The following is a 14,007-nucleotide window of genomic DNA, read 5'->3' on the forward strand; positions in this document are numbered from 1 at the left end:
CGGTCTCCTTGAACCGAGAAGCCGCCACAGTAATTCACCGCGCGACGAATTGCGATGGCGTCAGCCGCCGAGCAACTCCTTCACAAAGACGTCCAGCTCGCCGCCCTCGAACAGAAAACCCGAGACCCCGGCGGCTCGGGCCGCCGCCATGTCGGTCTGCTGGTCGCCGATCATGAAGGACCGCGCCGGATCGATCTGGTGATCCGCGATCGCCCTCAGCAGCATGCCGGGGTTGGGCTTTCGGTCAGGGTGATCCGGATGGCGATAGCGTTCGTCCTGGGCGTCGGCATGGAAGGGACAGGCGTAGACGGCGTGGATCACCGCCCCGTCCTGGGCCAGCCGTCTGGTCAGCAGACCGTTGAACGCATGCATCTGATCTTCGCTGAACAGACCGCGCGCGACGCCCGACTGGTTGGTGACGATCACCGCCAGATAGCCCAGTCGATTCAGCCGGCGCACCGCGGCCGAGGCGCCGGGAATCAGTCTCAGATGTTCAGGCAGATGCGGATAGCCCGAATCCTCGATCAGAACCCCGTCGCGATCCAGAAAAACCGCGGGAACACCAGTCATGCGTCTTGTCTCGAACGTAGCCGTATCGACGCCGCAAGGCGCGGCGCAAAGGGACGGTTAGAAAAGGAACCTGGCTTAGGATGAGGACAAGCCGGCGCCAAGAGCGGTCGAACACCGCCCTAGAGCATGATCGTTTCAGGCGGAGCCGCGAGGCGGTTCCTCCTCAACGGATCAGGCTCTAACGTTGCAAAGGGCAACGCGAAGTGACGCAGCCCCGTTTGGCCCCTGGGACTGATCTTGCTAGGAGGGCGGCCATCCTCGCGGCCGATCCGTCGGTCCGCCGCCCCCGAATCACCGTGGAGAGCGCCCGCATGATCCCCTTCATTGACCTCCAGGCCCAGCGCCTGCGCCTCTCCGGCAAGATCGAGGCCGCCGTCCAGGAGGCCGTCGTCGGCGGCGCCTGGGTCATGGGGCCCCAGGTCCGTCAGTTCGAGGCCGACCTGGCCGCCTTCGGCCAGGCCAAGCATGCGCTCGGCTGCGCCAACGGCACCGACGCCCTGATCCTGCCGCTGATCGCCTGGGGCATCCGCACCGGCGACGCTGTCTTCTGCCCCAGCTTCACCTTCACCGCCACGGCCGAGGTCGTGCCCTGGCTGGGCGCCTCGCCGGTCTTCGTCGACGTCGACGCCCGCACCTACAATATGGACCCGGCCAAGCTCGAGGCCGCCATCGAGGCGGTCGAGGCGGAGGGGCGCCTGACGCCCAAGGTGGTCATCGCCGTCGATCTGTTCGGCCAGCCGGCCGACTATCCCGCCATCCGGGCCATCTGCGACCGCCACGGTCTGAAGCTGATTTCGGACTCGGCCCAAGGCTTCGGCTGCACCCTGAACGGCGCCCATCCCCTGAACTGGGCCGACGTCATCACGACCAGCTTCTTCCCGGCCAAGCCGCTGGGTTGTTACGGCGACGGCGGAGCCGTGCTGACCAACGACGACGACCTGGCCCAGGAGATGGACTCCCTGCGCGTCCACGGGAAGGTCGTGGCCAAGGACCTGGAGGCCGGGGCGGCCGCCTTCGCCCATGACCCTAAATATCTGGCCATGCGCATCGGCATGAACAGCCGGCTGGACACCATCCAGGCCGCCGTCCTGATCGAGAAGCTGAAGGTGTTCGGTCAGGAGATCGAATGGCGCAACCGGATCGCCGCCCGCTACAATGAACGTCTGGCCCCCCATGTCTCGGCCGTGCCCCATGTCATCGACGGCGGCGTGTCCGTCTGGGCCCAGTACACGATCGAGCATGCGGACCGCGACGGCCTGGCCGCCCATCTGAAGGAACAGGGCGTGCCCACCGCCGTCTACTATCCGGTGCCCATGCACCTGCAGCCGGCCTACCAGCGGTTCCCCCAGGGCGCCGGCGGCCTGCCGGTCACCGAGCGGCTGAAGGATGCAGTCCTCAGCCTGCCCATGCACTCGGACCTGGATGAGGCGACCCAGGACCGGATCATCGCCGCCGTCGCCGGCTACAAGGGCTGAACCATGCCGAACACCCCCGTCCTCAAGTTCGGCGTCGCCGGCGTCGGCGTCATGGGCCGCAACCATGCCCGCGTCGCGGCCGAGATGCGCGAGTTCGACCTGACCACGGTCTTCGATCCCGATGCGGTCGTCGCCGAGGGCGTTGCGGCCGCCTATGAGGCGACCCCGGTCACGACGGCCCAGGCCTTCGTCGACGCCGGCCTGGACGCCGCCGTCGTCGCGACGCCCAACCGCTTCCACGCCGAAGTCGGGGTGGCCCTGTTGGAAAAGGGCGTCCACGTCCTGGTCGAAAAGCCCATCGCCGCCACCGTGGCCGACGCCCAGCGGATGATCGACGCCGCCAAGGCCAATGACCGCGTCCTGATGGTCGGCCAGGTCGAGCGGTTCAATCCGGCCGTCGAGACGGTCAAGCGAGCCGTCGCCGACGACGAGATCATCTCCATCCAGATCACCCGCGTCGGCCCCTTCCCGCCCCGCATGGGCGAGGTCGGGGTGGTCATCGACCTGGCGGTTCACGACATCGACATCATCCGCCACCTGACCGGGTCCGAGATCGTCGAGGTCCAGCCTCAGCTGGCCCGCACCCGCGCCGAGCGCGAGGACACGGCCCTGCTGCAGTTCCGGCTGGACAACGGCGTCATCGCCCACATCACCACCAACTGGGTCACCCCCTACAAGACCCGCACCCTGCAAGTGGCCACCAAGACCAAGTTCATCGTCGCCGACCTGATCACCCGCCAGGTGACCGAATATTTCGGCCAGCAGCCCGACGGCTCCTATTCGACGAAAATGCTGAACAGCTGGCCCGCCGAACCGCTGAAGAAGGAGCTTGAGGCCTTCGCCCGCGCCATCCACGCCGGCGAGACCCCGGCGGTTACGGGCGAAGACGGCCTGCGCAATCTCGAGGTCGCGCTGCGCTGCCTGGGTGAACACTGATCGGGACGAGGCCTAAAGTCGCCGCAATGGAGAGGAAGGAAAGAGGCATGCGCACGCCCCTCGCCGCCCTGTCCATCGCCCTGTTGACCGTGTCGACCGCCGCCCCGGCCCAGGCCGACACCCGCTACTTCTCCTACAACGCCACAGATCGGATCACCCAGGCCCTCACCAAGGGGATCACCCTTCAGGTGCGGCGCGGCCTGTTCGGCGCCGTCGCCATAGAGCGGCTGTTCTCGACCACCGCCCGTGGCTCGGCCGACCTGGCGCGCGGCGGCCCCGATGCAGCCCGGCGGATCCTGCCGGAGGACGCCCGAGGCGCGGACCTCTATGAAGTGCAGCAGGTCGGCGACGGGCGCGGTCTGGCCCGCGCCCTGTGTCCGGGGGCCGACCAGGTCTGGCTGGCGGCAAGCCGCATCCGCGCGCCACGCCCCCTGACCTTGAACGCAGTCGGTCGCTGGGCCGACGGGACCCACCGTCATTGCGTGACCCTGACCTATGAATGGCGTGGAGAGTGGCAGACGGCGCCGGCCTCCCCCTTCGCCGACGCCCCCGGCGCCTGATTGGGCGAACCCGCCTTCCAACCGCACCGCTTGATCGCCTAGTCTGGCGATCGACCGAACCTTCGGAGATGACGGCGATGCGATGGGCCCTGCCCCTGGCGGTTTTGATCGGCCTTGTCGCCGCCCTTCTGACTTGGACCCGCCTCGGTCCGGCCGCGCCGCCGGCGACCGAGGCCCCGATCGTGATCTATTTGCTGGACAACGGCTTTCATTCCGATCTGGCCCTGCCCCGCGCCGCGCTTGAACGGCGAGGCGGCGCCCTGGGACGGGCGGTTGAGACCCTGGCGCCGGGTGACTGGATTCTGGTCGGCTGGGGCGACGCCCGATTCTATGTCGATCAGAGCCCGATTCCGGATCGGCTGCCCGACGGCGCGCGCGCCTTCTTCCGGCCCGGCAATCCGTCCGTCGTCATGCTGGATCCCGAATCAGGCGACCCGCGCGCGCGACACGCCCCCGATCGGCGGGCCGCCCTTCATCTGACGCCCGTCGCCTTCGACCGGATGGCGGATCGGATCGAGGCGTCGCTGGACCTGTCGAGCGGCGCGCCCCGCGTCGCCGCCGCCCGCCCCGGCGACCACGCCCGCTTCTTCGCCAGTCGTGAGACCTTTTCCATCCTGCACCTTTGCAACCACTGGACGGCCGGCGTCCTGAACGCCGGCGGCGTGACGATCCGCCCCGCGCGGTCGATCTTTTCCAGCGAGGTGATGCGGTCCGTCCGGGCCGCAGAACTGGACACGGCGGTCCCACACGCCTAGACCGCCCGCCTTTCGCTTATCCGGCCGGGTCCGAACCCCGGCGGGCGATGAAGAAGGAGCGGCCGATGGCCCGTAAGCAACACACCCGAAATTCATCCGGCCTTGCCGGTCCCAGCCAGCGCCAGCTGCGCGCCGGCGAACTGATCCGCCACGCCCTGGTCGACATCCTGCGCGAGGAGGACATCCACGACGAGGCCCTGGCCGGGGTCTCGGTCACCGTGACCGAGGTCCGCCTGTCGCCGGACCTGAAGCACGCCACCTGTTTCGTCGAACCCCTGGGCGCCGGTGTCGAGACCGCTCCGGTCGCCGGCCATGAGAGCGAGATCATCAAGGCGCTGAACCTCCACGCCAAATTCCTGCGCGGCCAGCTGGGCCGCCGGCTGGACATGAAGTTTACTCCCGACCTGAAGTTCCGCCACGACGAGAGCTTCGACGCCGCCAGCCACATTGACCGTCTGTTCGACGACCCCCGCGTCCGCGCCGACCTGGAACGCCGCGACGAGGTTGAAGACTGATGCCGGCGATCCTCCCCCATTGGGGGAGGGGGACCGCGAAGCGGTGGAGGGGGCTCACCCCAGACACCACGCGCGGATCAGCCCCCTCCACCCCGCTGCGCGCGGTCCCCCTCCCCCGACGGGGGAGGATTTAGATGGCCCGCAAGAAGAAGGGCGACGTCGTTGACGGCTGGGTCTGCCTGGACAAGCCGTTCGAGATGGGTTCGACCGAGGCGGTCAGCCGCATCCGCCGCCTGTTCAACGCCCAGAAGGCCGGTCACGCCGGGACGCTGGATCCCCTGGCCAGCGGCGTCCTGCCCATTGCCCTGGGCGAGGCGACCAAGACCGTGCCGATGATGATGGAGGCGAAGAAGGTCTATCGCTTCACGATCAATTGGGGCGTCTCGACCGACAGCGTGGACCGGGAGGGCGAGATCATCGCCCGCTCCGACGTGCGCCCGCCCCTCGACCAGGTGAAGGCCGCCTTGCCGGCCTTCGTCGGCGAGATCGACCAGACCCCGCCGCGTTTCTCGGCCATCAAGGTGGACGGCGCCCGCGCCTATGATCTGGCCCGCGACGGGGTGGATTTCGAACTGCCGTCCCGGCGGGTGGTCATCCATTCGGCCGAGGCGACGGCCGCGCCGGACGCCGATCATGTCGAGATCCGCATCCTGACGGGCAAGGGCGTCTATGTCCGTTCGCTGGCGCGCGACCTGGCCTTGGCCCTGGGCGCGGAGGGTCATGTGTCAGCCCTGCGGCGCGAGCGGGTCGGGCCCTTCAGCACGGAAAACGCCGTCACTCTGGATTCTCTGGAGGAAATGGTGCATAGGGGCGCCGCCTCGGAAGGCTTGCTTCCCGTCGCGACCGCTCTGGACGACATCCCGGATCTGGCCGTGACGGAACAGGACGCCTTCTCGCTTCGGCAGGGACGACCGATCGTTCTGCTCCCCCGTCAGGTGGAAACCCTCAAGACCCGTCTGTCAGACGGCTCGCGAACGGTTTCAGCCTTCCAGGGCCAGACCCTCGTCGCCCTCTGTCAGTTGCGGGCCGGCCGGTTAGAACCCGACCGCGTTTTCAACCTCTAGGCCCGGGCCATTCGGCAAGGGCCGAGACCCCACGGCCTCAACCAGCGCGAAGCGCGATAGGCCAGGAAAGGACTCCTTCGATGTCGATCACTGCTGAACGCAAGAACGAAATCATCGCCGACAACGCCCGCACCGCCGGCGACACCGGCTCGGCCGAGGTTCAGGTCGCGATCCTGTCGGAGCGCATCGCCAACCTCACCGAACACTTCAAGACGCACAAGAAGGACAACCACTCTCGCCGTGGCCTTCTGAAGATGGTGTCGCAACGCCGCCGTCTGCTCGACCACCTGAACAAGGTCGACACCGGGCGCTATCAGGCGCTCATCGCCAAGCTGGGCCTGCGTCGCTAAGGGCGCGGATCCGTGTAAGACTGCATTTCGAGGCGCGGGCGGTCACGTCCGCGCCTCGTTGTGCAACTAGAGACCACCTGAGCGCCGCAGGACTTTAACGGCGCAGACGCGAGGGCCGAGCCGGTCCTCAACCGGGTCTCCGCGATGGCGCGGCGGCCTTTGGATCGAAGGACTGAACGCCGACGCATCCGCCCAATGATGGGACCCCGCACGGAATACGCCGTCCGGGATACGAAAGACGAAATATGTTCGATATCAAACGCAAGACGATCGAGTGGGCCGGACGCCCGCTGACTCTGGAGACGGGCCGCATCGCCCGCCAGGCCGACGGCGCCGTGCTGGCGACCTATGGCGAGACCGTGGTCCTGGCGACCGTCGTCTACGGCCGCTCGCCCAAGCCGGGCCTGGACTTCTTCCCCCTGACCGTCAACTACCAGGAAAAGACCTTCGCCGCCGGCAAGATCCCGGGCGGCTACTTCAAGCGTGAAGGCCGGCCGACCGAGAAGGAGACCCTAGTCTCCCGCCTGATCGACCGCCCGATCCGCCCCCTGTTCGTCAAGGGCTTCAAGAACGAGACCCAGGTCGTCGTCACCGTGCTGCAGCACGATCTGGAGAATGACCCGGACGTTCTGGGCATGGTCGCCGCCTCAGCCGCCCTGACCATTTCCGGCGTGCCCTTCATGGGTCCGATCGGCGCCGCCCGCGTCGGCTTCATCGACGGCGAGCTGGTGTTGAACCCGACCGTGGACCAGATGGAAGGCTCCGAGCTGGACCTGGTGGTCGCCGGCACCCAGGACGCCCTGATGATGGTGGAATCCGAAGCCAAGGAGCTGTCGGAAGAGACCATGCTGAAGGCGCTGATGTTCGCCCACGCCGGCATGCAGCCGGTGATCGACGCCATCATCGACCTGGCCGAACACGCCGCCAAGGAGCCGTTCGACTTCCAGGCCGAAGACCATTCCGACGTCGTCGCCTCGATCAAGTCGTTGGTCGGCGATGAGATCAAGGCCGCCTACGCCCATCCGGGCAAGTACGACCGCCGTTCCGGCGTCGACGCCGCCAAGAAGAAGGCGGCGGAAGCCCTGGTGAAGACCGACGACAAGCCCGAGGGCGTCGACAGCTCCAAATTCTCGGCCGCCTTCAAGGAGTGCGAAGCCGAGGTCCTGCGTCGCGACATCATCGAGAACGCCCACCGCGTCGACGGCCGCGCCCTGGACAAGGTCCGCGCCATCGTATCGGAAGTCGGCGTCTTGCCGCGCACCCACGGTTCGGCCCTGTTCACCCGCGGCGAAACCCAGGCCCTGGTCGTCGCCACCCTGGGCACCGGCGAGGACGAACAGTACATCGACAGCCTGCAGGGCACCTATAAGGAGTCCTTCCTGCTGCACTACAACTTCCCCCCCTATTCGGTGGGTGAAGCCGGCCGCATGGGTTCGCCCGGCCGTCGCGAAATCGGTCACGGCAAGCTGGCCTGGCGCGCCATCCGTCCGATGCTGCCGAAGAAGGAAGACTTCCCCTACACCATCCGCCTGGTCTCCGAGATCACCGAGTCGAACGGCTCGTCCTCGATGGCCACGGTCTGCGGTTCGTCCCTGGCCCTGATGGACGCCGGCGTGCCGCTGGTCCGTCCGGTCTCGGGCATCGCCATGGGCCTGATCCTGGAGCCGTCGGGCGAGTTCGCCATCCTGTCGGACATCCTGGGCGACGAAGACCACCTGGGCGACATGGACTTCAAGGTCGCCGGCACCTCGGAAGGCATCACCTCGCTGCAGATGGACATCAAGGTCCCCGGCATCACCGAGGAGATCATGAAACAGGCCCTGACCCAGGCCTCGGCCGGCCGCCTGCACATCCTCGACGAGATGTCCAAGGCCATGGACGCCCCGCGCGCCTCCCTGGGCGAGCACGCGCCCAAGATCGAGACGATCAAGATCGCGGTCGACAAGATCCGTGAAGTGATCGGTTCGGGCGGCAAGGTGATCCGCGAGATCGTCGAGAAGACCGGCGCCAAGGTCGACATCGGCGACGACGGCACGATCAAGATCGCCGCCAATGACCAGGAGAAGATCGACGCCGCCAAGGCCTGGATCCAGTCCATCGCCTCGGAACCGGAAGTGGGCGCCATCTACTCCGGCAAGGTGGTCAAGGTCGTCGACTTCGGCGCCTTCGTGAACTTCTTCGGCGCGAAGGACGGCCTGGTCCACGTGTCCCAGATCGCTCTGGAACGCGTCGCCAACCCGGCCGACGTCCTGTCGGAAGGCCAGGAGGTCAAGGTCAAGTTCCTGGGCTTCGACGACCGCGGCAAGACCAAGCTGTCGATGAAGGTCGTGGACCAGACCACCGGCGAAGACATCACCGACAAGATCAACGCCGAACGCGCCGAACGCGGGGAGGAGCCGCTGTCGGAAGACACCGGCGGCCGTCCCAAGCGCGAAGGCGGCGATCGCGGCCGTCGCCGTCGCGACTGAGCCTCGGCCTGAGGTTTGAATGACGAAGGCCCCGCCGGCGACGGCGGGGCCTTTTTCATAACAGCCGTCTCAAGAGCGGCATTCGGCGGGCGGATCCTTGTCCCACAGCTTGCAGGACCGGTCGATCTCGCCCCGGATCAGGGCGCAGGGATTGTCGGCGTGGCAGGGCGGATGGGTGGCCGGGCTGACCTTGATGCAGCGCTCGACCAGACGCGCCGCCGCCGCCTCGCCGATATCCGCGCGGCATGCGGTCTGGGCTGCGAGGCCTCGTTCAGCGCCCGTATCGGGCTGATCCGAAGACGCCGGACCCGGAGCCGTCTCTGCTATGGTCTGCGCGCCCGAACCGGGGTCCGCAGCGGGCGCGGTCCTGTCCTCCCCGGACTGGCAGGCGGCGACCGCGAGGGCGGCCGACAGGGCGAAACAGGCGGACAGGAAAGGGCGCATCGACATCTCCGGGCTGAGGGTCATAGCCACGATGACCCGCCTGTTGAACGCACGAAACTCCTTAAGAGCGCACCGCCTCCAGCGCCGCCTTCTGCAGGGCGAACAGTTCGGCGCAGCCGGTCTCGGCCAGGGCGAACAGGCGGTCGAACTCGGCGCGGGTGAAGCCGCGCTTTTCGCCCGTGGCCTGGATCTCGACGATCTGGCCCGAACCGGTCAGGACGAAGTTGGAATCGGCCTCGGCCTCGGAATCCTCTTCATAGTCCAGGTCCAGCACCGGAACCCCGTCGCAGACGCCGCAGGACACCGCCGCCACCTGGTCCAGAATCGGATCAGCCTTCAGCACGCCTTCGTCGCGCAGATAGTTGAGGGCCGAGGCCATGGCGACCCAGGCGCCGGTGATGGCGGCGGTGCGGGTGCCGCCGTCGGCCTGGATCACGTCGCAGTCCAGCACCACCTGACGCTCGCCCAGCGCCTTCAGATCGACGACGGCGCGCAAGCTGCGGCCGATCAGACGCTGAATCTCCTGCGTCCGGCCCGTCTGTTTGCCGGCGGCGGCTTCGCGGCGGCCGCGGGTGTGGGTGGCGCGGGGCAGCATCCCGTATTCGGCCGTGACCCAGCCCTGGCCCTTGCCCCGCATCCAGCCGGGAATGGTCTCCTCGACCGAGGCCGTCACCAGAACCTTGGTGTGGCCGAAGGTGATCAGGCACGAGCCCTCGGCGTAGCGATTGACGCCGGTCTCGATGGTCACGGGACGCAGCTGGGCGTCGGTGCGTTGCGAATGGCGCATGAGATGAGTCCTTGGAAGCTGGGGCGGCGGTGATTATCCTGAAAACGTGAGCCTGTATGCCCCCAAAACCCCGCCGTTCGACGGCGGTCCGGCGACGGGCCAGTCTCTGGCGGGGCTGGCCGGCCTGGACGCGCGCGCGCGCGACATCTTCCGGCGCATTGTGGAGAGCTATCTGGAGACGGGCGAGCCGGTGGGGTCGCGGACCCTGTCGCTGGGCGGGATCGCCCTGTCGCCGGCCTCGATCCGCAATACGATGCAGGACCTGACCCTGGCGGGCCTTCTGGCCTCGCCCCACGCCTCGGCGGGGCGGATTCCCACCCATGCGGGTCTGCGCCTGTTTGTCGACGGCCTCTTGGAAATCGGCGACCTGACCAAGGAGGAGCGGCGCGAGATCGACGCCCGCCTGGCCGGCCGGGGCCGCAATTTCGAGGCCGCCCTGGACGAGGCGTCCAATCTGCTGTCGGGCCTGGCGGGGGGCGCAGGCGTGGTCTCCAGCCCGGTGCGCGACGCCGGGGTCAAACATGTTGAGTTCGTGGCGCTTGGCGGCGATCAGGCCCTGGCGGTCATCGTCGCCGACGATGGCACGGTGGAGAATCGGATCATGAGCCTGGCGGCGGGGGTCACCCCCTCGACCCTGGCGGAGGCCTCCAACTTCCTGAACGCCCGACTGCGCGGCCGGCCCTTCGCCGAGGCCAAGCGGGAAATGACCCAGGAGCTGGAGATCGCCCGGCGCGAGCTGGACCAGGCCGCCGCCCGGCTGGTCGAGGACGGTCTGGCCGCCTGGTCCGGCGGGCCGGACCGCGAGCGGGCCCTGATCGTGCGGGGTCGGGCCAATCTGCTGCAGGACGGCGAAGGCCTGGCCGATCTGGAGCGGGTGCGGGTCCTGTTCGACGACCTGGAGCAGAAGGAACAGCTGATCGGCCTGCTGGACGGTGTGGATGCGGCGCAGGGGGTGCGGATTTTCATCGGCGCTGAAACCCGTCTGTTTTCACTTTCGGGTTCCGCCGTGATCGCGGCGCCCTATATGAGCGGCCGACAGCGGGTTCTGGGCGCCATAGGCGTCATAGGACCGGCGCGACTGAACTACGCCCGTGTCATTCCGTTGGTGGACTATACCGCCCGGGTGCTGGGCCGAATGCTGGACGGGAAAGAAACGTGAGCGACAAACCCCAGAACGACGATTTCAACGAACTGGACGCCGACATGGCCCAGGCCAACGCCGAACACGGGCTGGACGCCGATCCCTCGGACAATCTGGCGCCGCTGGACGCCGTGATCGCCGAGCGGGACGAGTGGAAGGACCGCGCCCTGCGCGTCGCCGCCGAGATGGAGAATCTGAAGCGCCGTTCAGAGGCCCAGCAGAACGACGCCCGCGCCTACGCCATCCAGCGCTTCGCCAAGGATCTGCTGGGCGTGGCCGACAATCTGGAGCGCGCCCTGATGGCTGCGCCCAAGGACGCCGAGGGCGCCACGGCCGGTCTGGTGACGGGTCTGGAAATGACGCAGAAGGCCCTGCTGCAGGCGTTCGAGACCAACGGTCTGAAGCGGGTCGCGCCCGAGGCCGGCGAGGCCTTCAACCCCCATCTGCACCAGGCCATGATTGAACAGCCGTCGGACACGGTGCCGGGCGGAGCCGTGGTCCAGACCATGCAGTCCGGTTTCGAACTGTTCGGCCGCACGATCCGCCCGGCCATGGTGGTGGTGGCCGCCAAGGGATCGGGCGCCCAGCCGTCAAACCCCTATGGCGGCGGCGGCGGCGAACCCCAGACTCACGCCTTCGACGGCAAGGCTTGATCACCGCCCTCCTCTGAGGGGGTTTGTGCTAGTGAATAGTGCTGGTGAGCGGCAGGTGAGCGAGGCGTTCGGCACGATGTTCGAGGCCGCACAATTCTCGCTCACCTTCACCAGCGCCGACACCCCCTCAGAACCGGCGTCGCCAGCCCCCGATCAGGGCGAACTCGGGCGCGGCGTCGGCGGTGTGGCGCGGCTCGCGGCTGGCCACGGCTTGCAGCGACAGGCTGGAGCCGTCCCTCAGACTGCGTTCGCCGCCCAGGATGAAGTCGATCTGACGCCCGCTGGGCGCGGCCGAGAAGCGGCGCCGCGAATAGGTCAGGGGGTCGAAATAATCGACCGGCACGTCCGCCAGCCAGGCCGAAAAGGTTCCCCGCTCCATCCGGAGCGGCTGTGAGACGGTGAAGCTGATCCGATCGCACAGGGCGGTGCAACCCGTCAGCAGGGCCAGCCGCCAGTTGGAGCTGATCGCCGCCCCGTCCGTCGACAGGAAACGGCCTTCGGTCTCGGTGGCGCCCACGCCGACCTCGCCGAGCAGGGCCAGACCCGGTCGCAGGGCCCAGTCCCCGCCGACCGCATAGAAGCGGGTCCGCGACGGCAGGGCGAAGTCCGAACCGCCCGGGATGAAGGCCCCCAAGGGCCCCAGCCGTTCGTCCAGGGCGCCCAGGCTCAGCGACAGGCCGCCGTCGGCGCCGCGCCAGGCCAGGGTGGCGCGGCTGTAGGTCGAGGCCGCTTCCTCGACCCGACGCAGCGGCATGCGACGGTCCCCCCCGCCGCTCTCGGCCGCCAGGGTGAAGGCGCCGAGCCGAACCTGACCGCGCGCCGCATGATCGGCCTGGGCCAGGGCGGCGAAACCGTCGCCGGCCGCGCCCTTGAACGGAGAGACGGCGCCGCCGCGACCTTGCCAGGTGGCGAAGTTCAGGCGGCCGATCTCCAGATCCAGCAGGGCCTCCTGGCGGGGTTCGTCGCCCAGCCAGGGCGCGTCGGTCAGGTCGCGGCGGGCCGTCACCGCCTCGACCGGTTCGTCAAGCTGGGCCGCCGTCAGGCTCAGCCGCCCGCCGCGGGGCAGGCTGAGGCTGGTCGTGGCGGTGCGGCTGGGTTCGAACGGCGCAGCCTGGTACGAACGGCTGGGCGCCGTCGGATAGGCGCCGCCCAGCTGGACCGCGAACATTCGATCATAGCCGTCGAACAGCACGGTCTCGAGCGCCGTCTGGCGTGCAAAGGCGTCGCCGAAGGCCGAGCCGACAAAACTGCCGGGCTCCGTCGCGGCGACCAGGGTCGCGCCGTCCGCCAGGGGCACAGAAGTGGTCCCCGCCGGCTGGAAGGCGCGCGCCAGGTCCAGAAGACCGCGGCCATAGACGACGTCGGTCCCGGCGTCCCCGGCGTCCCGCGCAGTCTCTATCAGCAGGGACAGGGCTTGGCGGCCGGTCAGATTGGGAAAGGCGTCCATCAACAGGGCCAGGGCGCCGGCGACGTGCGGGGCCGAGAAGGACGTGCCGCTGACCCGCCAGCAGCTGGTCGTATCGCAGCCTGTGACGATCGCCTCGCCCGGCGCCGAGATATAGCCCGCCGCCGCCACCCCGGCCCTGTTCGAAAAGCTGGACATGGCGTTGGAGGCGTTGTGCGATCCCACCGCGATCACGGCCCCGGCGAAGCGCGGATCGACGGCGTAGCGCGCCGGCCAGCCGGGATTGGCCTCGCCGTCATTGCCGGAGGAGGCGACGATCACCGCCCCCGAATTGACCGCCCGGAGCAGCGCGGCCTCAAAGGCCGAACCCAGACGGTCGTCGCCGCCCAGGGACATGTTGATGATCTTGACCCCATTGGCCACGGCGTAGTCCAGGGCCCGGACCAGGTCCGAACTGCTGAAACAGACGTCGGTGTTCTTCTCCTCGCAGTCGGAGATGTCGGTGCGGATCGACAAGATCGTGGATTCGTAGGCGACGCCGATCGTGCCCTGGCCGTTGAAGTTGGAGGCGATCACCCCGGAGACCCGTGTCCCGTGGCTGCTGTCGGCGACATAGGGCGCATTACGGCCGGGAACCACGTCGGTCGAGGCGGCGGAAATCCGCCCCACCAAATCCGCCGTGTCTCGGCTGACGCCGGAATCGACCACGGCGACCGTCACACCGCTCCCGGTGGCGCCCGCCCGCCACGCCGCCTCAGCCTTCACATTGGCCACGCCATAGTTGCGCTCATATTCGGCGGACGTGGTGGACGGCGGCGCAGGGGGAGGTGGCGGCGGTGGAGGCGGGGGAGGGGGAGGAGGAGGAGGAGGGGGAATCACCGGCG

14 protein-coding genes are annotated in these 14,007 nt (G+C 68.3%); 10 read left to right on the forward strand and 4 right to left on the reverse strand.

The features are described from left to right. Positions 1-60 precede the first annotated feature (60 nt). Positions 61-570, reverse strand: coding sequence for a D-glycero-alpha-D-manno-heptose-1,7-bisphosphate 7-phosphatase (locus GGQ93_RS08145; protein ID WP_183216289.1), 510 nt, complete (start codon positions 568-570; stop codon positions 61-63). A gap of 311 nt (positions 571-881) precedes the next feature. Here GGQ93_RS08145 and GGQ93_RS08150 point away from each other — a divergent pair, with 311 nt between their 5' ends. The 8 genes from GGQ93_RS08150 (at position 882) to pnp (ending at position 8,693) form a co-directional block, all read left to right on the forward strand. Further along, positions 882-2,045 carry a DegT/DnrJ/EryC1/StrS family aminotransferase gene (locus GGQ93_RS08150; protein WP_183216291.1) on the forward strand — a complete coding sequence of 388 codons (1,164 nt, stop codon included), beginning with the start codon at positions 882-884 and terminating at the stop codon, positions 2,043-2,045. A 3-nt stretch (positions 2,046-2,048) separates the two neighbouring features. Then, positions 2,049-2,981 carry a Gfo/Idh/MocA family protein gene (locus GGQ93_RS08155; protein WP_183216293.1) on the forward strand — a complete coding sequence of 311 codons (933 nt, stop codon included), beginning with the start codon at positions 2,049-2,051 and terminating at the stop codon, positions 2,979-2,981. A 47-nt stretch (positions 2,982-3,028) separates the two neighbouring features. Continuing rightward, entirely contained in the window at positions 3,029-3,541 is a 513-nt protein-coding gene (locus GGQ93_RS08160; RefSeq protein WP_183216295.1) for a hypothetical protein, read from the forward strand. A gap of 77 nt (positions 3,542-3,618) precedes the next feature. Next, a complete protein-coding gene (locus GGQ93_RS08165; protein WP_183216297.1) occupies positions 3,619-4,296 on the forward strand; it encodes a DUF2459 domain-containing protein in 678 nt (225 codons plus the stop codon). A 65-nt stretch (positions 4,297-4,361) separates the two neighbouring features. Then, positions 4,362-4,811: a 30S ribosome-binding factor RbfA gene (gene rbfA, locus GGQ93_RS08170; RefSeq protein WP_183216299.1), complete on the forward strand. Its 450-nt coding sequence runs from the start codon at positions 4,362-4,364 to the stop codon at positions 4,809-4,811. 134 nt (positions 4,812-4,945) lie between these two features. Then, a complete protein-coding gene (gene truB / locus GGQ93_RS08175; RefSeq protein WP_183216301.1) occupies positions 4,946-5,875 on the forward strand; it encodes a tRNA pseudouridine(55) synthase TruB in 930 nt (309 codons plus the stop codon). 80 nt (positions 5,876-5,955) lie between these two features. Then, complete coding sequence (rpsO, locus tag GGQ93_RS08180) at positions 5,956-6,225, forward strand: 30S ribosomal protein S15 (protein ID WP_183216303.1); 270 nt, start codon at positions 5,956-5,958, stop codon at positions 6,223-6,225. 245 nt (positions 6,226-6,470) lie between these two features. Continuing rightward, the gene (pnp, locus tag GGQ93_RS08185) at positions 6,471-8,693 is read left to right on the forward strand and encodes a polyribonucleotide nucleotidyltransferase (protein WP_183216305.1); all 2,223 of its coding nucleotides are present in this window, start codon (positions 6,471-6,473) and stop codon (positions 8,691-8,693) included. 69 nt (positions 8,694-8,762) lie between these two features. Here pnp and GGQ93_RS08190 read toward each other — a convergent pair whose 3' ends face one another. Both GGQ93_RS08190 and rph read right to left on the reverse strand, forming a co-directional pair. Next, entirely contained in the window at positions 8,763-9,137 is a 375-nt protein-coding gene (locus GGQ93_RS08190) for a hypothetical protein (protein WP_156314142.1), read from the reverse strand. Between the two features lie 61 nt (positions 9,138-9,198). Continuing rightward, entirely contained in the window at positions 9,199-9,924 is a 726-nt protein-coding gene (gene rph / locus GGQ93_RS08195; RefSeq protein ID WP_054764458.1) for a ribonuclease PH, read from the reverse strand. Between the two features lie 106 nt (positions 9,925-10,030). Between rph and hrcA the strand changes: the two genes are divergently transcribed. Together hrcA and grpE are read left to right on the forward strand one after the other, a co-directional pair. After that, the gene (hrcA, locus tag GGQ93_RS08200; protein WP_183216683.1) at positions 10,031-11,083 is read left to right on the forward strand and encodes a heat-inducible transcriptional repressor HrcA; all 1,053 of its coding nucleotides are present in this window, start codon (positions 10,031-10,033) and stop codon (positions 11,081-11,083) included. Next, positions 11,080-11,718 carry a nucleotide exchange factor GrpE gene (grpE, locus tag GGQ93_RS08205; RefSeq protein ID WP_183216307.1) on the forward strand — a complete coding sequence of 213 codons (639 nt, stop codon included), beginning with the start codon at positions 11,080-11,082 and terminating at the stop codon, positions 11,716-11,718. Before hrcA ends, grpE begins: the two co-directional genes overlap by 4 nt. A gap of 127 nt (positions 11,719-11,845) precedes the next feature. Here the strand turns inward: grpE and GGQ93_RS08210 are convergent, their stop codons facing one another. Then, positions 11,846-13,897, reverse strand: coding sequence for a S8 family peptidase (locus GGQ93_RS08210; RefSeq protein WP_311734592.1), 2,052 nt, complete (start codon positions 13,895-13,897; stop codon positions 11,846-11,848). Between the last annotated feature and the right edge of the window lie 110 nt (positions 13,898-14,007).

The sequence above is a fragment of the Brevundimonas aurantiaca genome, assembly GCF_014199955.1.
In the GTDB taxonomy this organism is placed as follows: domain Bacteria; phylum Pseudomonadota; class Alphaproteobacteria; order Caulobacterales; family Caulobacteraceae; genus Brevundimonas; species Brevundimonas aurantiaca.

Bases quoted from the DNA above. Each gene is read 5' to 3' on its own strand.
- GGQ93_RS08145 (WP_183216289.1), bottom strand. From the start codon at position 570: ATGACTGGTGTTCCCGCGGTTTTTCTGGATCGCGACGGGGTTCTGATC.
- GGQ93_RS08190 (WP_156314142.1), bottom strand. From the start codon at position 9,137: ATGCGCCCTTTCCTGTCCGCCTGTTTCGCCCTGTCGGCCGCCCTCGCG.
- pnp (WP_183216305.1), top strand. From the start codon at position 6,471: ATGTTCGATATCAAACGCAAGACGATCGAGTGGGCCGGACGCCCGCTG.
- GGQ93_RS08160 (WP_183216295.1), top strand. From the start codon at position 3,029: ATGCGCACGCCCCTCGCCGCCCTGTCCATCGCCCTGTTGACCGTGTCG.
- GGQ93_RS08150 (WP_183216291.1), top strand. From the start codon at position 882: ATGATCCCCTTCATTGACCTCCAGGCCCAGCGCCTGCGCCTCTCCGGC.
- rph (WP_054764458.1), bottom strand. From the start codon at position 9,924: ATGCGCCATTCGCAACGCACCGACGCCCAGCTGCGTCCCGTGACCATC.
- GGQ93_RS08155 (WP_183216293.1), top strand. From the start codon at position 2,049: ATGCCGAACACCCCCGTCCTCAAGTTCGGCGTCGCCGGCGTCGGCGTC.
- truB (WP_183216301.1), top strand. From the start codon at position 4,946: ATGGCCCGCAAGAAGAAGGGCGACGTCGTTGACGGCTGGGTCTGCCTG.
- rbfA (WP_183216299.1), top strand. From the start codon at position 4,362: ATGGCCCGTAAGCAACACACCCGAAATTCATCCGGCCTTGCCGGTCCC.
- GGQ93_RS08165 (WP_183216297.1), top strand. From the start codon at position 3,619: ATGCGATGGGCCCTGCCCCTGGCGGTTTTGATCGGCCTTGTCGCCGCC.
- rpsO (WP_183216303.1), top strand. From the start codon at position 5,956: ATGTCGATCACTGCTGAACGCAAGAACGAAATCATCGCCGACAACGCC.